Source organism: Streptomyces cavernae (assembly GCF_004023625.1).
Lineage (GTDB): Bacteria > Actinomycetota > Actinomycetes > Streptomycetales > Streptomycetaceae > Streptomyces > Streptomyces cavernae.
Genome location: NZ_RPDJ01000005.1, coordinates 42137 through 65222 on the forward strand (window position 1 = coordinate 42137; position 23086 = coordinate 65222).

22 protein-coding genes are annotated in these 23086 nt (G+C 71.4%); 15 read left to right on the forward strand and 7 right to left on the reverse strand.

What is annotated here, in order from left to right; genetic code table 11:
• Window positions 1-193 precede the first annotated feature (193 nt).
• Genes EF387_RS14785 through EF387_RS14795 form a run of 3 tightly spaced genes read left to right on the forward strand, consistent with a single transcriptional unit; the run spans window position 194 to window position 3029 of the window.
• Window positions 194-1387 carry a Gfo/Idh/MocA family protein gene (locus EF387_RS14785; RefSeq protein WP_202918264.1) on the forward strand — a complete coding sequence of 398 codons (1194 nt, stop codon included), beginning with the start codon at window positions 194-196 and terminating at the stop codon, window positions 1385-1387.
• Complete coding sequence (locus EF387_RS14790; RefSeq protein ID WP_128377015.1) at window positions 1384-2310, forward strand: DUF6807 domain-containing protein; 927 nt, start codon at window positions 1384-1386, stop codon at window positions 2308-2310. Before EF387_RS14785 ends, EF387_RS14790 begins: the two co-directional genes overlap by 4 nt.
• Complete coding sequence (locus EF387_RS14795; RefSeq protein WP_420802572.1) at window positions 2304-3029, forward strand: cupin domain-containing protein; 726 nt, start codon at window positions 2304-2306, stop codon at window positions 3027-3029. The genes EF387_RS14790 and EF387_RS14795 overlap by 7 nt, the downstream gene beginning before the upstream one ends.
• 9 nt (window positions 3030-3038) lie before the next feature.
• Here EF387_RS14795 and EF387_RS14800 read toward each other — a convergent pair whose 3' ends face one another.
• Both EF387_RS14800 and EF387_RS14805 read right to left on the reverse strand, forming a co-directional pair.
• A complete protein-coding gene (locus tag EF387_RS14800; protein ID WP_128377016.1) occupies window positions 3039-3866 on the reverse strand; it encodes a TVP38/TMEM64 family protein in 828 nt (275 codons plus the stop codon).
• Window positions 3867-4064: 198 nt separating this feature from the next.
• Window positions 4065-4412: a hypothetical protein gene (locus EF387_RS14805; protein ID WP_128377017.1), complete on the reverse strand. Its 348-nt coding sequence runs from the start codon at window positions 4410-4412 to the stop codon at window positions 4065-4067.
• 19 nt (window positions 4413-4431) lie between these two features.
• Between EF387_RS14805 and EF387_RS14810 the strand changes: the two genes are divergently transcribed.
• Both EF387_RS14810 and tuf read left to right on the forward strand, forming a co-directional pair.
• Entirely contained in the window at window positions 4432-4620 is a 189-nt protein-coding gene (locus tag EF387_RS14810) for a hypothetical protein (protein ID WP_128377018.1), read from the forward strand.
• A gap of 121 nt (window positions 4621-4741) precedes the next feature.
• Window positions 4742-5941: an elongation factor Tu gene (gene tuf, locus EF387_RS14815; protein ID WP_128377019.1), complete on the forward strand. Its 1200-nt coding sequence runs from the start codon at window positions 4742-4744 to the stop codon at window positions 5939-5941.
• Between the two features lie 84 nt (window positions 5942-6025).
• Here tuf and EF387_RS14820 read toward each other — a convergent pair whose 3' ends face one another.
• Window positions 6026-6562 (reverse strand): hypothetical protein, encoded by a 537-nt coding sequence (locus tag EF387_RS14820; protein WP_128377020.1) that lies wholly within the window; start codon window positions 6560-6562, stop codon window positions 6026-6028.
• Window positions 6563-7104: 542 nt separating this feature from the next.
• On the opposite strand from EF387_RS14820, the gene EF387_RS14825 reads away from it, so the two are divergent.
• Window positions 7105-7950: a spermidine synthase gene (locus EF387_RS14825; protein WP_238431527.1), complete on the forward strand. Its 846-nt coding sequence runs from the start codon at window positions 7105-7107 to the stop codon at window positions 7948-7950.
• Window positions 7951-8051: 101 nt separating this feature from the next.
• Here EF387_RS14825 and EF387_RS14830 read toward each other — a convergent pair whose 3' ends face one another.
• A complete protein-coding gene (locus EF387_RS14830; protein WP_128377021.1) occupies window positions 8052-8774 on the reverse strand; it encodes a VOC family protein in 723 nt (240 codons plus the stop codon).
• Window positions 8775-8963: 189 nt separating this feature from the next.
• Between EF387_RS14830 and EF387_RS14835 the strand changes: the two genes are divergently transcribed.
• The 5 genes from EF387_RS14835 to EF387_RS14855 all read left to right on the forward strand — a co-directional run bounded on the left by EF387_RS14835 (window position 8964) and on the right by EF387_RS14855 (window position 14918).
• Entirely contained in the window at window positions 8964-10175 is a 1212-nt protein-coding gene (locus tag EF387_RS14835; protein ID WP_162467144.1) for a sensor histidine kinase, read from the forward strand.
• Window positions 10172-10846, forward strand: coding sequence for a response regulator (locus EF387_RS14840; RefSeq protein ID WP_202918265.1), 675 nt, complete (start codon window positions 10172-10174; stop codon window positions 10844-10846). Before EF387_RS14835 ends, EF387_RS14840 begins: the two co-directional genes overlap by 4 nt.
• 190 nt (window positions 10847-11036) lie before the next feature.
• Window positions 11037-11456 (forward strand): hypothetical protein, encoded by a 420-nt coding sequence (locus tag EF387_RS14845; protein WP_128377023.1) that lies wholly within the window; start codon window positions 11037-11039, stop codon window positions 11454-11456.
• A 34-nt stretch (window positions 11457-11490) separates the two neighbouring features.
• Window positions 11491-12264: an ABC transporter ATP-binding protein gene (locus EF387_RS14850; protein WP_128377024.1), complete on the forward strand. Its 774-nt coding sequence runs from the start codon at window positions 11491-11493 to the stop codon at window positions 12262-12264.
• Window positions 12261-14918 (forward strand): ABC transporter permease, encoded by a 2658-nt coding sequence (locus tag EF387_RS14855; RefSeq protein WP_128377025.1) that lies wholly within the window; start codon window positions 12261-12263, stop codon window positions 14916-14918. The genes EF387_RS14850 and EF387_RS14855 overlap by 4 nt, the downstream gene beginning before the upstream one ends.
• Before the next feature lie 99 nt (window positions 14919-15017).
• On the opposite strand, the gene EF387_RS14860 is transcribed toward EF387_RS14855, so the two are convergent.
• Both EF387_RS14860 and EF387_RS14865 read right to left on the reverse strand, forming a co-directional pair.
• The gene (locus EF387_RS14860; protein ID WP_128377026.1) at window positions 15018-16322 is read right to left on the reverse strand and encodes an MFS transporter; all 1305 of its coding nucleotides are present in this window, start codon (window positions 16320-16322) and stop codon (window positions 15018-15020) included.
• A gap of 734 nt (window positions 16323-17056) precedes the next feature.
• Window positions 17057-18085: a DUF8017 domain-containing protein gene (locus EF387_RS14865; protein WP_128377027.1), complete on the reverse strand. Its 1029-nt coding sequence runs from the start codon at window positions 18083-18085 to the stop codon at window positions 17057-17059.
• 179 nt (window positions 18086-18264) lie between these two features.
• Between EF387_RS14865 and EF387_RS14870 the strand changes: the two genes are divergently transcribed.
• From EF387_RS14870 to EF387_RS14880, 3 genes are all read left to right on the forward strand, one after another.
• Window positions 18265-18702 (forward strand): DUF4442 domain-containing protein, encoded by a 438-nt coding sequence (locus EF387_RS14870; protein ID WP_128377299.1) that lies wholly within the window; start codon window positions 18265-18267, stop codon window positions 18700-18702.
• 380 nt (window positions 18703-19082) lie between these two features.
• Window positions 19083-20690, forward strand: coding sequence for a carboxylesterase/lipase family protein (locus EF387_RS14875; RefSeq protein ID WP_238431528.1), 1608 nt, complete (start codon window positions 19083-19085; stop codon window positions 20688-20690).
• A gap of 115 nt (window positions 20691-20805) precedes the next feature.
• Entirely contained in the window at window positions 20806-21480 is a 675-nt protein-coding gene (locus EF387_RS14880; protein WP_128377028.1) for a DedA family protein, read from the forward strand.
• Window positions 21481-21574: 94 nt separating this feature from the next.
• Here the strand turns inward: EF387_RS14880 and EF387_RS14885 are convergent, their stop codons facing one another.
• Window positions 21575-22105, reverse strand: coding sequence for a gamma carbonic anhydrase family protein (locus EF387_RS14885; protein ID WP_128377029.1), 531 nt, complete (start codon window positions 22103-22105; stop codon window positions 21575-21577).
• 178 nt (window positions 22106-22283) lie between these two features.
• Here EF387_RS14885 and EF387_RS14890 point away from each other — a divergent pair, with 178 nt between their 5' ends.
• A complete protein-coding gene (locus EF387_RS14890; protein ID WP_202918266.1) occupies window positions 22284-23039 on the forward strand; it encodes an acyltransferase in 756 nt (251 codons plus the stop codon).
• Window positions 23040-23086 lie beyond the last annotated feature (47 nt).

The window sequence follows — 23086 nt, forward strand, 5'->3', positions numbered from 1 at the left end:
TCATCGGCACCGAAGAGCCCCGTCACCGGCACCCGCCGGCCCCCTCACCCTCACCCATCAGGTCTCACTGTCCAGAACCCCCACGGAGCTAACCCCGCCCCCCGGGGTGTTGACCATCCCCACGACGGCCACATAACTTGCGAACGGAGGGAAAGCGCTTGCTGTTCGAGTCGATGGAGTGCTGATCAGGTACATGAGTGGAACCACCAGCAGGTCAACGCCCACAACCGCCAGCGAGAGCGCAGAGGGGCCGCGCAGGTTCGAGGGCCGTCGCATCAAGGCCGCCATCGTGGGCGCCGGCGCCATCGGGCGCGGCAGCCATCTGCCGGCGCTCGCCGAACTCGCCGCAGCGGGAGAGGTGGAGATCGTCGCCGGGGTCGACATCGACTCCGCCGCGGTGGAGAAGCTCTGCGCCGACGGCGGCATCCCGCATGCCTACACCGATCTGGACCGCATGCTCCGGGAGCAGCGGCCCGACCTGGTCACCATCGGCACTCCGCCCACTCTGCACCTGACGCAGAGCGTCGCCGCGCTGCGGTCCGGCGCCTGGGTCTGGTGCGAGAAGCCGCCGGTGCTGTCGCTCGCCGACTTCGACGCCGTAGAGGCCGAGGAGGGCACGGACGGCGGACCGTACGCGTCGATCGTCTTCCAGCACCGGTTCGGCTCCGGCACCCGGCACGTCAAACGGCTCCTCGCCGAAGGGGCTCTGGGGCGGCCGCTGGTGGCGCACTGCCAGACCACCTGGTACCGCGACGCCGCCTACTACGCGGTGCCCTGGCGCGGGCGCTGGGCCACGGAGGGCGGCGGGCCCGCCATGGGTCACGGCATCCACCAGATGGACCTGCTGCTCGATCTGCTGGGGCCGTGGAGCGAGGTCCGGGCGATGACCGCACGGCTGGTGCACGACGTGGAGACCGAGGACGTCTCGACGGCCCTCGTCCGCTTCGAGAACGGGGCCCTGGCCACGATCGTGAACAGCGTGCTCAGCCCGGACGAGGTCAGCCGCATCCGCGTCGACTGCGAACTGGCCACCGTCGAGCTGACGCACCTGTACGGCCACAGCAACGACAACTGGCGCATCACCCCGGTGCCGACGGCCCCCGAGGCGGATGTCGCGGTGTGGCGCGACTTCGGGCCGGACGTGCCGAGTTCGCACCTGGAGCAGCTGCGGGAGCTGATCGCGAGCATGCGCGCCGGCGAACGGCCGCGCAGCAGCGGCGCCGACGGACGGACCAGCCTGGAGCTGATCAGCGCCCTCTACAAGGCGGCGTTCACCGACACGACCGTCCGGGCCGGGGACATCGGGCCCGGCGATCCGTACTACACCGTCCTGCACGGCGGCGCCCCCGGCTGGGCCCCCGCCGCGACCGAGGAGGCGACGGCATGACCGGCCTGCGCATGGTCCACGCCCACGGCGACCGCATCACGGTCACCGAACCCACCACCGGCGTGGAGCTCTTCGCCTACGTCTACCGGCCGGAGGCCGCCTGGGAGGCTCCCAAGCCGTATCTGCACCCGATCCGCACGCTCGCCGGGGACGTCGTCACCGACTACCGGCCCAACGACCACCGCTGGCACAAGGGCCTGCAGATGACGGCCTCGCATCTGTCCGGATCCAATCTGTGGGGCGGCAACTCCTACGTGCACGGCGAGGGCTATCTCGCGCTGCCCGAGCGGGTCGGTTCGATGGCCCACGTCACCTTCGAGGAGGTCGCCGCCGACGACTCGGGTGCGGTGATCGCCGAGCGGCTCACCTGGCACCCGTACGACGGGACGCTGTGGGCCGACGAGGAACGCCGGATCGAGGTCCACGACGTCGACCCGGGCGCCGGTTCCTGGGCGCTGACCTGGACCAGCGCCGTCACCAACCGGCGCGACGAGCCGCTGCGGTTCGGCAGCCCGACCACCGCCGGGCGGGAGATGGCGGGCTACACCGGTCTGTTCTGGCGCGGTCCGCGGGCCTTCCGGGACGGCCGGATCACCGGGCCCGAGGGGGAGGGGCCGGAGCTGATGGGGCAGCAGGCGCCCTGGATCGCGTACTCGGGCGAGCACGACGGCACGGACGGGCACGCCACGCTCGTCTTCGCCCACGCGCCTGAGAACGACCACACGGGAGCCGGGGGCGCCCATCCGGCGCACTGGTTCGTGCGCAACGAGCCCTTCGCCGCGGTCGCGCCCTCCTGGGCCTTCTTCGAGGAGTTCGAGCTCGCCCCCGGCGACACCCTCACCCGCCGCTACCGGGTCGTCGTGGCGGACGGGGAGTGGGAACGTGGGGACGTGGAGAAGTACCTGGCGGACCACCCGTGGTGAGCCCGGCCGGTGTCGGCGCCTTCACCGGGCTGCCCGGAGGCGTCGCGCTCTCGCACCTGTCCGTGTACGACTGGCCGGCCGTCGACGGCGTGTGCGGCGGCACCCCGCACATGCACCTGACCTGCTCGGAGGCGTACGTCGTCACCGGCGGGCGCGGCGCGGTGCAGACGTTGACGGCCTCGCGGTACGAGGTGACACCGCTCGAGGCGGGCACGGTCGCCTGGTTCACGCCCGGCACCATCCACCGGCTCGTCAACGAGGACGAACTGCGGATCACCGTGCTCATGCAGAACAGCGGGCTGCCGGAGGCCGGGGACGCCGTGCTCACCCTGCCCCCCGAGTACCTGACGGACCCGGAGACATACGCCCGCGCCACCGTCATCCCCTCGGACGCCCCCGAGGCGGAGCAGGAGCGGGTCGCCCGGGCCCGCCGGGACCTGGCCCTGGAGGGCTACCGGGCGCTGCGCGCGGCCGACGGGCCCGAGCCGCTGGCCGCCTTCCACCGGGCCGCCGCCGCGCTCGTACGGCCGCGGCTCGCCGAGTGGCGCGAGCGGTGGCGGAACGGGGCCGAGGCCGCCGCAGCGGCCACCGGGGCGCAGCTCGACCGGCTGGAGCGAGGCGACACCGGGCACCTCGCCGATGCCGTCGTACGCGCGGAACAGCCGTCCGCGCACGGCAGGTTCGGGATGTGCGGGCGACTCGACGTGTACCGGACGTGAGCCGGTCGGTCAGTCCGTCGAGCCGGAACGGAGGTGGTGGCGCTTGCACCACGCCACTACCGCCCCGGCCAGCCCGGTCACCACGATGAACCCCATCGCCAGCAGGAACGCCGGTGACATCGGCGTCGAGGCACGGGCGCCGGCGACGACGTAGGCGGCCGTGTTCGGGATCGACCCCAGAGCGGTGGCCAGCAGGAACGCCGTCGGGCTCATCCGGGAGACGGCCGCGCAGTAGTTCGCCGCCCAGAACGGCACTCCGGGGAAGAGCCGGACCGCCATCATCGAGCGGAAGCCATGCCGGCTGAGCTGGCCGTCCGCGGCCTTCAGCCAGCGGGCGCGCAGCAGCGGGCGCAGCGCGTCCTGGCCCAGCACCCGGCCGAGCCCGAAGGCCAGCCCGGCACCCAGCACCGTGCCTGCGAGCGATGCCGCGATGCCCACCTGGGACCCGAAGAGCGCGCCCGCCGCGATGTTGAGGATCGGGCGCGGCACGAACGCGACCGTGACCAGCGCGTACGCCACGGCGAACAGGGTCACCGCGGCGGCGCCCTCCATCTGGGGCGGCCAGCCGTTCGTGATCAGCCGCTGAGGCTCGAAGAGCAGCACGGTCGTCGCGGCGGCCGCGAGCAGCGCGACCAGCAGCGACAGCCGCGACCACGGCGAGAGCACGACTCTCGCCCAGCGGGTGGCGAACTGTTGCTGACTCGGCGGAGCCGGAGCGGACTCCGTGGCCGGTGTTGTCGTCGCAGGTGCCGTGGCGGCCGTGGGAACAGCCGTGGCAGTGGCCGTGGGGGTGGTGGCCGCGACGGTGCCCCCAGAGCGGATGGTGGCATCGAGCATTCGGCGACAGTAACCGACGCATGTGTGTGATCGCCGTATGGTCCGTCGCACCTCGGTCACAGGATCCTGAACGCCGGGTGCGGGCGGGCGCGCCGACCGCCGTCCCCGAACTGCCCGTTCACGGCCTCACCATGCACGTTTTGCCACGTCGGCGTGTGAGTAGTCTCTCCTCCGCCCACGACGGCGACATGGCGGGAGTCACTGCTTCCGGGCCCTGGACACCGCGAACGCCGTGACGGCGAACAGCACGCAGACCGTCAGCGAGCCGAAGAAGAGCACTTCGACCCATCCCGGGGTCGCGCCGGTGACCGTGCCGTCCTCCGCCACGCACGCGACCTCCGGGGGGAAGCCGCTCCTTCGCACGTCACCGCAGAAGTTGGGCAGGTCGTCGTTGATCACATACGCGTTTGCCCAGGCCAGGAACAGGGCGCAGAGGAACACGACGAACGAGCCGAGACAGACGCGCCACAGCGGGTGCCGGCCCTCCTGCGGTAATCGGGCGTTCCGGTCCCGCGGCGATCCGGTCTTGGTGGAGGGAGGTGTCATGCGCCGCAGCGTATCTCCCGTGGTGTTCCGCACCGCTGACCACCCGTCAGCCCACCCGTACAAAAACCATTCGACGCCGCCGGATCCGTCGACGATGATCTACGGCATGTTCCGGCACACCTTCGTCCTCGCAGCATCCGCGGTCGCGGATGCCCCGAAGGCTGCCGTTCTGATCTTCCTGGCCGCCACCGACGGCGCCCGAAGCTGACCCTCCCCGGATCGTCCGGCGGACCCCGCAGGGGGAGGGTCGGCAAGTACCCGGGGTCCCCGTCCTGCTGTGCGCCCTGCCGAGCAGGACCATCACTCCTGAGGCTTCGAGGTAATCAGCCATGCCCAAAACCGCATACGTGCGCACGAAACCGCATCTGAACATCGGCACCATGGGCCATGTCGACCACGGCAAGACCACCCTGACCGCCGCCATCACCAAGGTCCTCGCCGAGCGGGGTTCCGCCGACGGCACCGGCGCGGGGACCGGTACGACCAAGTTCGTCCCGTTCGACCGCATCGACCGAGCGCCGGAGGAGGCGGCGCGCGGCATCACCATCAACATCGCGCACGTCGAGTACGAGACCGACACCCGGCACTACGCGCACGTCGACATGCCCGGCCACGCCGACTACGTCAAGAACATGGTCACCGGGGCCGCGCAGCTCGACGGGGCGATCCTCGTCGTCTCCGCGCTCGACGGGATCATGCCGCAGACCGCCGAACACGTGCTGCTCGCCCGGCAGGTGGGCGTCGACCACATCGTGGTCGCGCTCAACAAGGCCGACGCGGGCGACGAGGAACTGAGCGACCTGGTGGAGCTCGAGGTCCGCGAGCTGCTCACCGCGCACGGCTACGGGGGCGACGCCGTACCCGTCGTACGGGTCTCCGGGCTGAAGGCCCTGGAGGGGGACCCGCGGTGGACGACCGCGATCGAGGCGCTGCTCGACGCCGTGGACACCTATGTGCCCATGCCCGAGCGGTACGTCGACGCGCCGTTCCTGCTGCCGGTGGAGAACGTGCTGACGATCACCGGCCGGGGCACGGTCGTCACGGGCGCCGTGGAGCGTGGTGTGATCCGCGTCGGCGACCGTGTCGAAGTCCTCGGCGCGGGCCTGGAGACCGTCGTCACCGGCCTGGAGACGTTCGGCAAGCCGATGGACGAGGCGCAGGCCGGCGACAACGTGGCGCTGCTGCTGCGCGGGGTGCCGCGGGACGCGGTGCGCCGCGGGCACATCGTGGCGGCGCCCGGCAGTGTCGAGCCCAGGCGGCGCTTCTCCGCGCAGGTGTACGTGCTGTCGGCGCGCGAGGGCGGCCGTACGACGCCGGTGTCCACCGGCTACCGGCCGCAGTTCTACATCCGCACCGCGGACGTGGTCGGCGACGTAGACCTCGGCGAGGCTGCGGTGGCCAGGCCCGGTGACACCGTCACGATGACGGTCGAGCTGGGCCGCGAGGTGCCGCTGGAGCCCGGTCTCGGCTTCGCGATCCGCGAGGGCGGCCGGACGGTCGGCGCGGGAACGGTCACCGCGGTCGGCTGAGCGACGCGGGTGCCCGCTCATACGGGGGGCGGGCACCCGCTCGTGCACTGCGGGGGCGGGCACCCGCTCGTGCGCACGCCGGGGTCAGTGTTCGCGCAGCGCCGGGTCGACCTGCCGCAGCCGCAGGTCCTCCAGCGTCTCGATCTGGCGCATGGCGCGTTCGAGGAGCCGGTCGAGCTGGTCGGGGTCGAGGCGGTCGTCGTCGCCGCTGATCCGGCGCAGCGCGCGCCAGGCGGCGGCCTTGCCCTCCACGCCGATCCGCAGCAGCTCCAGCTCCAGAAGAGTGCTGAGCGGGGAGCGGTGGATGAGGTTCCCGTTGGGCTTCAGCCGGCCCAGCCGCTCGGCGAACCGGCTCGCGTAGACCTTGTACCGCTGCACGGGTACGTCGAGCCGGCGCATGATCTCCAGCAGGCTCGCCCGGTCCTGGGCGATCTCCGCCGCGATCGGCCGGACGGTCTCGCCGACCGCCGAGCCGCGGTTCGCCTGCGCCAGGTGCCGGGCCCGTTCGGTACCCAAGGTGGCTCCGGCCAGGTGATCGTTGAGATAGATGCCGAGCCGATCCACTCGGAGTCCGCGGGTGCGCGGTCGGTGGGTCGTACCGGCGCTTGATCGATCGCTCATGGCACCTTCCCTTCACGATCCACATCGGTGATGCGTGCTGCGTCCCGCGGCGGTCAGCCGCCGAACCGGCGATTCGCACCGAGTACCCCGCTTTACGGGGAAATATCGCGCTGTGCCGGCCGTCGCGCTGGGGTACGCAAGCCCGCCCAGGGCCTTTCTGCGTCGCTTCCCGCGTTGCGGACCCGCCCCGAAGGAAGTGCGGACGCGCGCCGTCCCGCTCGGCACGCGCCCGCAGAGACCCGGCCGCCGGGTCCCTGGGCCCCCCGGACCGCCGCGCCCAGGGAGGCCGGCCGGTCCTGGTCCCTGGTCCGGCGGAGCCGGAGCAACTCGTGAGCTTGTCGGCGACCCGTCAACCGCTGACGGAGCATCAAAGCGCGGGCCATCCGCAGGGATTCGAGCTCCATGAACCCGATCGATCCGGTTTCGACGTCTTTCACAGCCCGATTCGACGCCTTGCACGGCCCGTCGGGAGCCGGAACGGGTACCCCGGGCGTTGCCGGGCAAACCGGGCACCCGAGCTGGGGCGACGGCACAATGGACCTGTGGAAGAGCCGATACCCGTGACGCGGGACGTCGATCACGGGACCGCCAAGCTCATGCCGGACGTCGACCGGGACCGGGCCTGGCTGCTGACCGTGGACGGGGCGCCGCAGTCGTACGTCGACCTCGACGCCCCCACGCATCTGGAGTTCGAGTACGCCCAGCGGCTCGGGCACGTACTGGAGGTGGTCGCCGAGCCGGGCCGGGCGCTCGACGTGCTGCACCTCGGCGGCGGGGCGCTCACCCTGCCCCGCTATCTCGCCGCCACCCGGCCCGGTTCACGGCAGCACGTCGTGGAAGCCGACCGCGGACTGCTGGAGCTCGTCGTCGCTCATCTGCCCGTGCCCGAAGGCTCCGGCATCACCCTGCACGCGGCCGACGCACGGGCATGGCTGGAAGCCGCACCGTCCGACTCGGCGGACGTGCTGATCGCCGATGTCTTCGGCGGCTCACGTGTCCCCGCCCATCTGACTTCCGTCGCGTACGCCCGGATCGCCGACCGGGTGCTGCGCCGCGACGGGGTCTATCTGGCGAACCTCGCCGACGCCGCACCCTTCGCCTTCCTCCGCTCCCAACTGGCCACGTTCGCCACGGCCTTCGAGGAACTCGCGCTGATCGCCGAACCGGGCGTGCTGCGTGGCCGGCGCTTCGGCAACGCGGTCCTCGTAGCCTCGCACCGCCCCCTCGACATCGCCGCGCTGATCCGCCGCACCGCCGCCGACACCTTTCCGGCCCGGGTCGAACACGGCCTGGCGGTACGCGACTTCATGGGAGCGGCGGCGCCCGTCCGGGACGAGGACGCCGTACCGTCACCGGAGCCGCCGGACGGGGCGTTCGGGATCGGGTGATCCCGGGGCAAGGGCGTCTTCGCGCGCGGACTCGGCGAACGGGACGACATGTCCGGTGCCCGGCCGGCCGTCCGTGCGTCCGTAGCGCGCTCGTGTCGGCGCTACCGGGGCGTCAACACACAGAACTCGTTGCCGTCGGGATCGGCCATCAGCACCCGGCCGGCCTCGCTCTGGCCGGTGTCGATTCGAGTCGCCCCGAGGGACAGCAGACGCTCGACCTCTGCCTGCTGATCACCGTCGACAGACGGAGCGAGGTCGAAATGCAGCCGCTCCTTTCCTGTCTTCGGCATCACCGGCGGACCACCCCAGGTGATCTTCGGGCCGCCGTGCGGTGAGCGGATCGCGGTCTCCTCGTTCTGATCCCAGACCAACGGCCACCCCAGCGCTTCGCTCCAGAAGTACCCGACTTCCTGCGAACCGTCGCAGGCGAGCGCTCCGATGAAGCCGCAGTCCGCGAGGAAGTTGTTGCCCGGCTCGATGACACAGAACTCGTAGCCCTCGGGGTCGGCGAGCACCACATGACCCTCCTCCGGAAGCTGGCCGACATCGATGTGCCGTGCGCCGAGTTCCAGCGCCCTCGCCACGGTCTGCTGCTGGTCCTCCAGGGACGTACTCGTCAGGTCGAAGTGCATCCGGTCCTGGCCGGCCTTCGGCTCCCGGGTCGGAACGAAACGGATCCGGAACCCGGTGTCGTCACTGGGCAGGAGTGCGACGCCGCCGTGCGGATCGTCGGCCGTCTCCCAAGCCAGCAGCCCGGACCAGAACCGTGCGAGATGCAGCGGCCGGCTCGCATCGAAGCAGACCGCGAACAGTTGACAAGTCATTCCCTGCGCATCCCCCATCCGCTGACCAACCGCTGTGTCGTCAGGGCGCCTTGTCAGCCCCTCGGCCGGAAGCCTAAGGGTGAGCCGACGTCACTCGCAGCCGGGTTTTCCGACGGCGGCCGGACCGGGAGTGACCAACGGGGCAGGCAGCGAACGTTCTTCGCCGGGCCGTGTCGTAGCCTGTTGGCCATGTTGCGCCGTTTGCTGGCTCTGCCGTGGATACACACGGCGTACGACGTGGCGATCGCGCTGTTCGTCGTCTGGACGGCCTGGAGCTACGACACGGACGAAGACTTCCTCATCGGCTGTGCGATGGCGCTCGCGGTGGTGTTCCGGCGGCGTCGGCCGATGACCGTGATGTGCGTGGTCTCCGCGCTCGCGCTCGTCCAGTACCTGGTGGCGTCCGACCTGGCCGTGTACGACGTGGCGCTGTTCGTCGCGATGGTCTCGGTGGTCACCCATACCCGGACGATGTGGCACGCCTACGCGGCAGGCGCGATCGTGCTGCTGGGCGCGGTGGTCGCTTTCGGCGGGCTGCTCCCCGACGCGGCGGTGACCGAGAGCCTCGGCGACATCATCACCTTCGGTGGTGTATGCGCGGCCCTGTGGATGACCGCGATGGTGCTGCGGACCCGTCGGCTGTATGTGGCCACTCTGGAGGACCGGGCCGCCACTGCCGAACGGGAGCGTGAGCACCTGGTGCAGCTCGCGGCGGCCGAGGAACGCGCCGAGATCGCCCGGGAGTTGCACGATGTGGTGGCCCACAGCCTGGCGGTGATGATCCTGCAGGCCGACGGGGCCGGTTACGTCCTCAGGTCGGACCCCGACCGGGCCGGTACCGCGCTGAAGGCCATCGGCGACACCGGCCGTGACGCGCTGGCGGACATGCACCGGATCGTGCGCGTCCTGCGCGGCGGCCGGGCCTCCGGCCAGGGCGAGGCTCAGGACGCGGACGCCGACCGCCGCCGGGTCTCGCTGGACGATCTGGAGACGGTGGCCGAGCGTGCCCGCGCCGCGGGACTGAAGGTGACCCTGGAGATCGAGGGTGACCGGGGCGGGCTGTCGACGGCGGACGAACTGACCGTGCTGCGGGTCGTGCAGGAGAGTCTGACCAATGTGCTGCGGCACGCCGGTCCGGGCGCGGAGGTCACCATCACGCTGCGGTTCGACGAGGACGTGGTGGTGATCGGTGTGCTCGACGACGGAGCCGGCAAGCTGGCCGGTTCCCGGCCCGCATCGGACCGGGGCACAGGCGGGAACGGCCTGGTGGGCATGCGCGAGCGTGTGGAGGTGTCCGGTGGCAGTTTCACCGCCGGGCCGCGCCTGGGCGCGGGATGGCAGGTCGACGCGAAGCTGCCGGTGAGCCGACAGGCCGGCAAGCCGGTCAGGACGACGGGATGAGTGAGATGAGCGGACCGATACGTGTGGTCGTGGTGGACGACCAGCCACTGATCCGGGCGGGATTCGCCATGGTGCTGGCCGCGCAGAGTGACATCGACGTCGTGGGCGAGGCGGAGAACGGCGCGGACGCCCTGCGGTTGCTGGCGGGCACCGAGGCCGATGTCGTCATCATGGACATCCGCATGCCCGTCATGGACGGGGTGGAGGCGACCCGGCGGCTCAGTGAACTCCCCGACTCGCCCAAGGTGTTGGTACTCACCACCTTCGACACCGACGAGGACGCCTTCGCCGCGCTGGAGGCCGGCGCGAGCGGCTTCCTGCTGAAGAACACCCCGCCCGAGGACGTCGTGGGGGCGATCCGGGTGGTGGCGGCCGGCGAGTCCGTCGTCGCCCCGCGCGTCACCCGCCAGCTCCTGGACCGGTTCGCGGGCAAGCTGGCGCCCACGCCCCGCCATGACGAGCGGCTCGATCTGCTGACCGCGCGCGAACGAGAGGTGCTCGAGCTGATCGCCGAGGGCCTGTCCAACAGCGAGATCGCCACCCGGCTGTTCATCGCGGAGGCGACCGTGAAGACCCACTTCGGGAAGATCCTGACCAAACTGGACCTTCGCGACCGGGTGCAGGCCGTCATCTTCGCCTACGACTCCGGCCTCGTGGCCCCCGCGGGCTGACCGACCCCCCGGCCGGAGGAGGCGGGACTGCGACCGTGGTCGTAGTCCCGCCCTCCCCTCCCGGTCGCAGATGAGCGGCGCGGAGATCAGGTTCTGAACCGATGTGCCGCGACGCCCGGTCTTCGAGAATCAACCGTGTTGATCGACGAACGGTCGACAAACAACTCGGAAGAAATTCTCGGAGGTCGTCATGACTGCTGTCGCAAGCCCGCGCAAGAACAAGGGAATTGTATTCGGCGCCGTCGCGCTGGTCATTGCCGCGGTGGTCGCGGCAGGGGCCGGATATTTCTGGTGGCAGGAGCGCAATGAGGCCAGCCAGGCGTCCAAGGCCGACTGCGCGCTGGCGCAGCAACTCGTCGACTCCGTGAAGGAAATCCCCGGTGACAAGGCCGGTATCGAGAAGTGGGAGAAGACTGCGCAGCAGGGCAGGGCGCAGCTCAAGGACGGATACCTCGCCGCCCCGATCTCGAATTACCACTCGTTGGCGGCCATGAAGGCGAAGGGCGAGGAAACCCCGGCCGGCAAGAGGGTGACGCAGCTTTCGGACCAGGCCAACGAGCACTGCGCGGACGCCCTTGTCACGCTCACATTCCCTCCACTTTCCTCCTGACGTGGTCGCGGGAAGAGACTGGGAGCGCATTGCCATGAAGCAGCGAACGGAAATGCCCGCGCCCGATGGCGAGGCCATTGCCACGGCCGTGGATCTGGTCAAGACCTATCGGCAGGGGGGAGAGACACACGTCAGGGCCCTGGACGGGGTGACGGTCGGTTTCGCCCGCGCGAGGTTCACCGCCGTCGCCGGCCCGTCCGGCTCGGGCAAGTCCACGCTGATGCACTGCCTGGCCGGGCTCGACTCGGCCACCTCGGGCCAAGTGATCCTGGACGGCACGGAGTTGACCGGGCTGTCCGAGCGGTCGCTGACCCGGGTGCGGGCGGAGAAAGTCGGCTTCCTCTTCCAGTCGTTCAACCTGCTGCCGCAGCTGACGGCCCTGGAGAACATCGCGCTGCCGGCCACCCTGTCCGGCAGGAGCCTGGACCACGACCTGCTCGACCACCTCGTGGGCGTGCTCGGCATCGGCGCCCGGATGTCCCACCGGCCCGGCGAACTGTCCGGCGGACAGCAGCAGCGTGTGGCCCTGGCCCGGGCCCTGGTGACCCGGCCCGCCGTGGTCTTCGCCGACGAACCCACCGGCAACCTGGACTCGCGGTCGGGCACGGAGGTACTGGACCTCCTGCGCCGTTCCGTGCGCGACCTGGGCCAGACCGTGGTCATGGTGACGCACGATCCGCATGCCGCCGCCTACGCGGATCGGGTGCTAGTCCTCGCCGACGGACAGATCGTCGACGACGTCGACGTCTCCACCGCGTCCGGCGCCGATGTCATCCGGGGGATACAGGTCGTGGGGAGGGCCGGATGAACGCGAAAAGCCCCACGAAGAGCCCGCACAACCCCACCAAGAGCCCACACAACCCCACGAACAGCCCCTCCTGGCGCGCGAGCGTCCTGGGATCGCAACTGGCCGAACTGCTCCGGCGGCCCGGCCGGCTCCTGACGACCGGCCTGTCGGTCCTGGTGGCCGCCTTCGTCGTCTTCGCCACGGTCATGGCCCAGCAGATCACCGTGAACACCACCCTCGACCGCTTCCGCGGCACACCCGAAGCGACAGCCATGGTCGCGACCCCCGGCGGCGAGGCACCCGCCCTCAGCGCCGACACGCTCCAGCAGATCCGCGCGCTGCCCGGTGTGGCCGAGGCCATCGGCCGCACGGACTCCGGCGCACCGATCGTCGGTCCGTCCGAGCGCTGGCTCGAGCTCCACTCCGACCCCGGCACCGGGCCGCTGTCCCAGGTGCGGCTGGTGAAGGGAAGCTATCCCGACCGCGCCGGCGAGATCGCGGTCAACCGCCGGGCCGCCGAAGAACTGCAGCTGACCCCCGCCACCCGCACGACCCTCCAGGTCCCCGACCGCAGGAACCCGGAGAAGACCGTCAAGGTCACCGTCACCGTCACCGGTGTGGTGACGAGCACGGCCACCGCCGAACAGCAGTCCGGCGGTTACACCACCGACGCGCACATCGGGCGCCTGGCTGATCTGCCGGGCTATCAGCGCGTGGACATCCGCGCCAAGGACGGAGTCCCGCAGAGCGAGCTGTCGCAGCAGGTTCGCGGCGTACTCGACAGGACGTCCGCCGGCGCGTCCCTCGCTTCCGGGCGCGCCGTGCGGGCCCAGGAAGCCCGCGACACGCTGGAGGGGGACCTGAAGGAGGTCTTCCAGCTCATCTCCGTGTTCCTGGCCGTCGCCGTGGTGGCCGCGGCGCTGGTCGCCACCTCCACCTTCCGCATCGTCTTCGCGCAGCGGCTGCGGCAGTTGGCCCTCCTGCGCGCCATCGGCGCCCAGCAGCGGCGGCTGGTGACCGCCCTCGCCGTCGAGGGCGCCGTGGTGGGCGCGGTCGCGGGCTCGCTCGGGGTGCTGCTGGCGCTGGGCGCCGGACACCTCGCCCCGCCGGCCGCCCGCCTCCTCGCGGGAGCGAACCTGTCGGCACCGGGCTTCCCCGTCCTGTACACCGTGCTGGTGGTCCTGGGAACCGTTCTGGTGACGGTGTGCGCGGTCCTCGCGCCCGCCCTGTCAGCGGCAGGTGTGTCACCGCTCCAGGCACTGCGCTCCGCGGGCACCGTCCCGGGCGAGCGCGGTATCCGGCCCGCACGGCTCGCCGCCGGCGTCCTCCTCGCCGCCGCGGCGACGGGGCTCGCCGTCCTGCTCCTCGGCGATCTGCCCGAGCCGGGCCGGCAGGACTACGACCGCGACTTCCCCATGCTGGGCACCGTCGCCTCGGCGGCCCTGGCCTTCCTGGCGCTCATCGCCCTCGGCCCGCTCCTGGTCCGGCCCGTCCTGACCGTGGCCGGCTGGCCGCTGCGCCGACTGGGCACCACCGGCAGACTGGCCGTCAGCGGCGTCGGAGGCGCACCGCGCCGTGCCGCGGCCGTCTCCGTCGTCGTCGCCCTCGGCGTCGCCCTGGTCTCCGGCGCCCTCGTCGGCCTCGCCTGCCTCACCGGCTACATGGAACGCTCCGACGCCCTAGCGGCCCCCGCCGACTTCCGGGTCGCGGACGACAGCAAGGGCCTGGAACCCGCCGTCGTACGACAGTTCGCCGCGTTGCCCCAGCTCACCCATGTCACCGGCTACCGCACCCTCCAGGTCACCGCCGGCCCCGAGGGGGCGCGCGAGGAGATCGAGGTGTCGGACCTGGATCCGGGCGCCCTGCCCACCGGCAAGGACATCGGCACCGCCACCGGCACCCTCGACGACCTGGAACCGGGCAGCGCGGTCGTCGCGTCCGACGTGGCCGACCTCCTCGGCGTCACCGCGGGCGACACCTTCACCCTCAACTCCCGCCGCGGCGGCATCCGGCTGACCGTCGCCGCAACACTGCCCGGTCAGGGCCCGCTCCAGGCAGGCGTACTCGTCGTACCCGCCGATCTCGAACGGATGGGCGCCGCAAAGAACCCGAGCGGCATCCTCGCCGACGCCGCCACCGAGGGCCTCACCGCCCGCGGCAAGGCGCACCGGGCGCTGGAGGCCACGATCCGCGAGACCCGTGAACACATGGCCGACCCCGACGCCGTCACCATCAGCGTCCTGGCGGAGAACCGGGACAACAGCCGGGAAACGATCCGGATCACCGGCACCACCGCACTCGGCCTCGTCGCCCTGACCGTCCTCATCGCGGTCGTCGGCGTCACCGCCACCACCAGCCTGACCGCGATCGAACGCACCCGAGAGTTCGGACTGCTGCGCGCGCTGGGGCTGGGCGGCGGCGCACTGCGCCGGACCATCACCATGGAAGCCGGTCTGTACGGAGTCCTCGGCGGCGTCCTCGGCCTGGCCCTCGGCATCCCCTATGCCTGGTTGCTCATCCGCATCGCCGTCACCGAGGCACCTCTGCGGCTGCCCGCGGGGCAACTGCTGGTGGTCTTCACCGGCCTGGCGGCCCTCACGGCCCTCGCGGGCCTCCTGCCCGCCCGCCGCGCGACGCGTGTCACCCCGATGACAGCACTGGGCGACACCGAGTGAAGCCGTGGCCGAACGCCCCCCAGGTCCTGTGCCGTTGCCTCGCAGTCGTGTGCGCGTGGATTGGCCGGCAGGGCGGGCCCGGGGGGCGGGCCTTACCCTTCACCGGGTTCCGGTGCTCTCGCGCGAGGACGAGGGGCGCCCCGACGTGACCGGGACCTCCGGCGCCGGGGCCACCGCGACCTCGCGCCCGCGCCGCGTCAGATTCCGTACGTCCGGCACGCACAGCACCGCCACCGTCACCACCACGACCAGCGCGGCGCACCCCCACAGGGAGGCCGTACGCCCGAACGCGGTCTCCGCGGGGCCGGCCAGCGCCGTTGCCAGCGGTACCATCGCGATGGAGCCGAACCAGTCGTACGCCGAGACACGCGACAGCTTTTCCTCGGGGATCTCCTGGTGCAGCGCGGTCATCCAGGAGACGCCGAACACCTCGATCGCCAGCCCGCTGACGAACATCACAGCACACAGCGCACCCACCGGCGCCGGTACCGCGAGCGCGGCCGACGGCAGGGCCAGCGGGAAGACGCAGAGCGAGCCGGCCAGCAGCATGCGGCGCGGCTTCCAGCGCATCATCAGCACGGCGCCGCCGACCGTACCCGCGCCGAACGCGCCCAGCGCAAGGCCCCACGGTCCCGCCCCACCCAGGTGGTCCCGTGCGACCAGCGGCCCGTAGACCGACTCGGCCGCGGCGACGACCGCCACCACCACGGAGAACTGGGCGACGATCGTCCACAGCCACGCCCGACCGGTGAACTCCCGCCAGCCCTCGCGCAGATCGGCGAGCAGCCCGCCGCCCTTGCCGCGCGGCGGAATGTGGCTGACGTCGAGGAAGGAACGCAGCGCGGCGGCGACCGCGAACGCCGCCGCGTCCACCGCCAGTACCCAGCCGGGCCCGATGGCGGCCACCATGGCACCGCCCAGGGCCGCACCGCCGAGCCCCGCGCCCTGGGTGGCGAGACGGAACAGGGCGAAGGCGCGGCCCGCCTGCTCGCCGCTGACCGTGGACATCAGCATGCCCTCGGCCGCCGGGTTGAAGAACGCCTGGCCGGTGCCGCCGAGCGCGGTCAGCAGCATCATCTGCCACAACCGGGGCTCGCCGGCCAGGACCAGCACCGCGAAGGCGCCCTGCGAAAGGCAGTTGAGGGCGTTGGCGACGACCATCACGCGGTGCCGCGGCAACCGGTCGGCGACCGCGCCGCCGATCAGCAGGAAGAGCACCAGTGGCAGCGTCCGGGCCGCCGCGACCAGACCGACGTCGCCGCCGTCACCGCCCGAGTCGAGCACCGCGAACGCGGCGGCGATCAACGCTCCGTGGGCGCCGAGGTTGGTCACGACAGCGCCGGCGGTCAGCAGAGAGTAGTTGCGGCCGGCCCAGGGCAGACGGCGGCGCTCGAGGGAGGTCACCGGGTGACTATGGCGCCACGAGCCGGGCCTGCCAAACGATTTACCGACCGGACCGCATGATTCGGCCCGAACTCGCGACGGCCGGACCTTGAGGGTCGTTATCGCGCCAAGAGTCCGGGGCCCGCTGGGAGTCGGGGGTCCGCTGGGAGTCGGGGGTCCGCGGGGAGCCGGGGGTCCGCCGGGAGCCGGGGTGCGCCGAGAGTCGGGGGTCGCGGGGGCTGGGGTCCGCCGGGAGTCGGGGGTCCGCTGGGAGCCGGGGGTGCGCCGGGAGTTGCGGGTCGCGGGGAGTTGGGGTGCGCCGAGAGTCGGGGGGTCGCGGGGGCTGGGGTCCGCCGGGAGCCGGGGGTCCGCTGGGAGCCGGGGGTGCGCCGGGAGTTGCGGGTCGCGGGGAGTTGGGGTCCGCCGAGAGTCGGGGGTGCGCCGGGAGTCCGGGGCTGGTTGTGAGTCCGGCGCTGGCTGGGAGACTTTCAGGGTTCGCTGGGAGTCCGGAGGTTGCTGGGAGTGCGGGCCTCGCCGGGAGATCGGGTTCGCCAGGGGACCGGGGTTCGCCAGGGCGTCCCCGGCTTCGCTCGGCGCCAAGGCTTGCTAGGACCCTGGGGCTCGCTGGCTTGCTAGGACCCTGGGGCTCGCTTGGACCCAGGGCTCGCAGGATCCAGGGCCCGCCAGGACCCGGAGCTCGCTGTCGCGCCAGGGCGCCCGGTGGTTCCAGGGCTCGTCGGGAGGCGGGGTCCGGCTCAGGGTCCGGTCGGCTCGCCGTGCAGTCGTACGGTGCTCATGATCTGCTTGATCATCGATTCAGGCACCTCACCGCTGACACCCTTGGCCCCGTAGAACGTCCACGACACGAAGTCCCCCGCGGAGTTCTTGAAGGCGAAGGTGGTCGCCTTCCCGTCGGAGTCGCACTTGTCCTTCTTGACGACTCCCGTCGTGTAGCTCGACGCGACGCTGCCCTCGACCCCGCCCTTCGACTTGTACGCGGCCGGCTTGCCTATCACGATCTTCTTCTCGTCGGCCTTCGTCTGCTCCGTGTAACCGGCCCAGGCCCAGGTGGCCGAGTCACTGCGGGCCGCGGCATCCGTGCTCTTGGCACCGTTCTGGCCCTTGGTGCCTGCCGCGGCCAGCGCGGTGTCCTCCGTGTTGCCGTCCTTGTTGTCGTCGGACGTGCACCACTTGTCCTTGTAGAAGGCCGGTGCGGACATTCCCACGATCGCCGAGCCGTCGCCCTTCTGCGCGTCCTCGAAGCCGATGAACGTCCCCGGGGACTCGATCGTCCAGTCCGAGGGAACGTCGAAGGCGGTGCCCCACTTGGGGTTGACGACGGTCTTCCAGCCGGCGATGAGCGGCTTCCCGTCGTCGGCCTCGCGCGGGTTCCCCGACGAGACGGAGGCGCTCGGCTGCTGTTCCACCGTGGGGGACTCCTTGGCCTTGTCCGATGAGCCACCGTCCGCCGCGTCGTCCTCGCCGCCGCCCAGGACCAGGACTCCGGTGACCACGGCGGTGACCACGACCGCCAGGGCGGCGACGACCGCGACGATCTTCGTCCGTTTGCTGTCGTCGTGCGGTGGCCCGGGCGGGGGAGTGGCGCCGAGCGGCATCGTGGGCGTGCCCCATCCGGGCTGTCCCTGCTGCTGCCCGTAGGGGTTCTGCTGCTGGTAGCCGGGCTGCTGATACGGATTCGGCTGCTGGTACCCCGGCTGCTGGTAGGGGTTGTCCTGGTGCTGCGGGTTCTGCTCGCCCCCGGGCGGCTGGTTTCCTGGCCACATGGGCAGTAACCCTAGTGCGGCCGGGGGAACGATTCGGTCACTTTGCTTCGCCGGCTTTGCACTTGATGAGGCTCGGCCCGGGGTGTGACGGCGATCGCTCGCCGGGGACCAAGCTGTGTGCCAGGTCATGGCCAAAGCTTCCTACTCGCGGGTAACCTCGCTTCATGAGCGCAGTCCAGATGTCCATCGGCGAGATGCTCGCCGCCACCGTGCCCATGGTCCGGACCCTGAACCTCGAGTTCCTCGAGACCACGCCCGAGAAGGCCGTGATGACCCTTCCGGACCAGAGCGAGTACCACAACCATGTCGGCGGGCCGCACGCCGGAGTGATGTTCACGCTCGGCGAGTCCGCCAGCGGCGCGGTCGTCCTCGCCGCCTTCGGCGACCAGCTCGCACGCGCCGTCCCGCTCGCCGTCCGCGCTGAGATCGCGTACAGGAAGCTCGCCATGGGACCCGTGACGGCCACCGCGACACTGGGCCGCCCCGCCGCGGACGTCGTCGCGGAACTGGACGCCGGCGAGCGCCCCGAGTTCCCGGTGTCCGTCACCATCCAGCGCGGCGACGGAGCGGTGACCGGCGAGATGACGGTCGTCTGGACCCTGCGCCCGAACGGCTGAGCAGGCCCCCTCAACTGCAAGCCTGACCCTCGTTGCGCGACGAGACCCCAGCCCGCCTGCCTGCCTGGCGGGGTCTCGGCGTCCGGCAATGTTCGCCCCTCCACTGCGTCGCCCCGGTGATGTGCGGCTCCTGGTGGAATCCGGTCCGGGCCGGCTTCCGACCGGAATCCTTCGGTTGTTGTCGGTGAGTCCGCCGTTTCTCGTTCAGGTCGTTGACACGAGTCACTCGCGGCCGTAGTTTTCCCGCCGCGTCACTGGTGCGAACGGTGTGCCAACTTCCCTCTGGTTCATGGCGAGTTCAGAGGTTGAACGCACAATCCGCCAGGGGCGCGCCGCGGTGCACACCGTCGTGCCCGCGCACGGAAGGAGGGTGACGGCTCATGCTCGGATCCATGGCCTTACGCGGTCTCGCCGCCGGAGCGACACTGCTCGCCGCGGTGGTCGCGGCACCAACGCCCGCACAGGCGGCGGGCGGTTCCACGCTCGTCCGTACCGACGCCGGCCGAATCCAAGGCGAAGTCACTTCCGAGGGACGGCAGTTCCTCGGTGTCCCGTACGCCCAGCCGCCCGTCGGCGATCTGCGCTGGAAGGCGCCGCGGCCGGTAAGACCCTGGCAAGGTGTCCGCCAGGCCACGGAGTTCCCCAACCGCTGCGTGCAGACGTCGAGTTGGGACCCCGGCTACGAGCAGCCCAGCTATACCGAGGACTGTCTCTACCTCAACGCCTATGTCCCCGAAGGGAGCGCCGCTGTCCCGGACGGCACGGCGCAGCGGCCCGTGATGGTGTGGCTGCACGGCGGCGGGCTCACGGCGGGCGCCGGCGAGGACGTGGTTCCGGACACCTTCGCCCGGCAGACCGGCGCGGTCGTCGTCACGGTCAACTACCGCCTCGGAGCGATGGGTTTCCTCGCCACCGACGACCTCGACCGGGAGGCCCGCGACGGCGTCTCGGGCAACTACGGCATGCTCGACCAGCAGGCGGCACTGCGCTGGGTACGCGCCAACATCGGCCGCTTCGGCGGCGATCCGGCGCGGGTCACCATCGCCGGCGAGTCCGCCGGCGGCCGGTCGGTGTGCACCCAGATGGCGTCACCGACCGCCAGGGGCCTGTACCGCGCGGGCATCGTGCAGAGCGGTGCCTACGGCGACTGCGCGGCCCGCACCCAACGGGACGCGGACACCTCCGGGGCGGCCTTCGCCCGGCAGCTGGGCTGCTCCGACGTGGCCTGCCTGCGCGGCAAGCCGGCCCAGGAGATCCTCCAGGCGCAGGGCCGCTACGACTGGGGTCCGGTCGTCGGCGGTGACTTCCTGCCGCTGCAACCCTTCGAGGCGTTCCGGAAGGGCGCCGCGGCCCGGGTCCCCGTACTCAACGGGGCCAACAAGGACGAAGGGACCATGTTCGCGTTCGGGCAGTTCGACGCGAACGGGACACCCCTCACGGCCGAGCAGTACCCCGGCGTCCTCACCTCCGTCTTCGGCCCGGAACAGGGCGAGCGGGCCCTGCGGCGCTACCCGCTGTCCGGTCATCCGTCGCCCACGCTTGCCTACGGCACCGCCTTCGGTGACTTCCTGATGGCCTGCCCGGCGCTGCGGCTGGGCGAAGAGCTCAAGGGGCGCGGACCCGTCTACTCCTACGAGTTCGCCGACCGCACCTCGCCTCCGTTCGCCTCGCTGCGCAACCTCGACACCGACTTCCCGTTCGGTGCGACCCACGTCAACGAAGTGCAGTACCTCTTCAAGCACTTCGGTCTGCGGACACCCCTGAACGCCGAGCAGAAGGTGCTCGCCCGGCGGATGGTGCAGTACTGGGGGTCGTTCATCCGCGGCGGGGCGCCGCGTGCGGACGGCCAGCCGCCCATGCCGGACCAGCGGACCCAGGACGGCCTGGTGCTGTCGCTGAAGACGGCCTCCGCGGGAGGGAACACGCTGAGCGGGACCGTGCACCGGGAGCACCGGTGCGACCTGTGGGACTCCGCTCCGACAGAGTGAACAGGTAGGCTTCCCGGCGTGCGTCGGGGGGAAACGCACGCCGGGTTCGTCGGTTTCGCCGGAATCCTCCGGGTAGGCCGAATCCGCCAGCTTTTGTCGGGGAAAGGGAGCTGCGTTGCACGTCCAGGAATGGCTCGAGACCGTGCCGGCGGTCAGTATCTACATCCTGGTGGGCCTGGTCATCGGCCTGGAGAGTCTGGGCATTCCACTGCCGGGCGAGATCATCCTGGTCTCCTCCGCGCTGCTCGCCTCCCAGCACGGCGATATCGACCCGCTCATCCTCGGTATCTGCGCCACCGCGGGCGCGATCATCGGCGACTCCATCGGCTACGCCATCGGCCGCAAGGGAGGGCGGCCGCTGCTGGCCTGGCTCGGCGGCAAGTTCCCCAAGCACTTCGGTGAGGCGAACATCGCCACCGCCGAGCGCTCCTTCGAGAAGTGGGGCATGTGGGCGGTCTTCTTCGGCCGGTTCGTCGCCCTGCTGAGGATCTTCGCGGGGCCGCTCGCGGGTGTGCTGCGCATGCCGTACTGGAAGTTCCTGATCGCCAACGTCCTCGGCGGCATCCTCTGGGCGGGTGGCACCACGGCCGTCATCTACTACGTCGGCATCGTCGCGGAGTCCTGGCTGAAGCGGTTCTCCTGGCTCGGGCTGGTGGCGGCCGTGCTCGTCGGACTCACCTCGATGCTGGTGCTCAAGCGCAAGGCGAAGAAGTCCGCCGAGGCCGCGTCCGCCGCCGCTCCCGCCGAGCGGGGGGCGACGGAACCCGAGGCGGTTCCGGCCGCGGACTAGTGCCTCGGGCCGGGACCTGTGCCTCGGCCCGGGCGGGGACGTAGGTGGTTGCTCGCGTAGCCCCCGCGCCCGCCTTCGGGGCACCTGGTCTCCGTCAGTCTCCGTACTCCTGGCTGTGCGCCTTCGCCAGTTCCGTGTAGTACGTGCCGTTCAGCGTGATGCCCTCGCGCTCCTCGTCGGTCAGGGGACGCTTGACCTTGGCGGGTACGCCCGCGACGAGTGAGCCCGGGGGCACCCGCATGCCCTGTGGCACCAGCGCCTGTGCGGCGACCAGTGAACCCGCGCCGATCACCGCGCCGTTGAGCACCGTCGCCCCCATGCCGATCAGACAGTCGTCCTCGACCGTCGCGCCGTGCACCACGGCGTTGTGCCCGACCGACACCCGCGCGCCGATGGAGATCGGGAAGCCGGGGTCGACATGCAGCGTGCAGTTGTCCTGGATGTTGCTGTCGGCACCGAGGACGATCGGTCCGCAGTCCGCACGCAGTACCGCCCCGTACCAGACGCTCGCGCCGGCGAGCAGCGTCACCTCGCCGATCAGCACGGAGGTCGGGGAGACGAAGGCCGCGTCGTCCACCTCCGGCTCCTTGCCGCCGAATGCCGTGATCAGCGCATGCTGCCTCATCGACGTCCGCCTCGTCGTCCGCCCCATCGTCGTTCCCCTCTTCTCTTCGTCCCACGCCCTCGCCGGTGTGCTCACCGGAACCGTAGGGCATGGACGCCAGAGCCCGGCCGGGCGGGTGGGGCGAAGATCACAGCCGTATCGGCCCGTGCGCCGGGAGCGCCCTGAGTACGGTGAGCGGGTGCCCAAGAGCAGGAACACGTTCTCGTCATGGCGACGGCGCCTCGCGCAGCGCGCAGTCCACGTCGGCTGGGCCTGGGTGCAGCGCACGGGGTCGGTGAGCGCCGAACGCCCGGGACGGTTCGCCTTCGGCGCCATGGGAACGGGTACCAGACTCGCCTTCCCGCTCGGCACGGTCTTCGGAGAGCCCTGGATCCACCTCGGCGCGCACTGCATCATCGGCGAACAGGTCACCCTGACGGCCGGGTTGATGCCCGACCTCGACCTCGGCCCCGACCCCATCCTGCGCATCGGCGACGGTGTCGTACTCGGCCGCGGCAGCCATGTCATCGCCGACACGACGGTGACGATAGGCAGCGACTGCTACTTCGGGCCCTATGTGTACGTGACCTCGACCAACCACTCCTACGACGACCCGCACGAGCCCATCGGCAAGCAGTGGCCGCGCATGGACCCGGTCTCGATCGGGTCCGGCTGCTGGATCGGCACGGGGGCGGTGATCCTGCCGGGGGCGCGGATCGGGCGGAACGTGGTGGTGGCGGCCGGGGCGGTCGTCCGCGGTGCCGTCCCGGACCACTCGGTGGTGGCCGGGGCGCCGGCCCGGGTCGTACGGCACTGGGATCCGGTGGACGGCTGGCAGCCGCCGCTGCGCACCCCGCCACCGGTGCCGATACCCGAAGGGGTCACGCCGGAGCAGCTGCTGGCGCTGGCGGACCTCGACGAGGAGGGGGCCGCGCGGCTCGCGGAGCTCGACTAGCAGGTGCGGTTGTGGAGTTGGGTGGGAATGACGGCGGACGCCCCCTG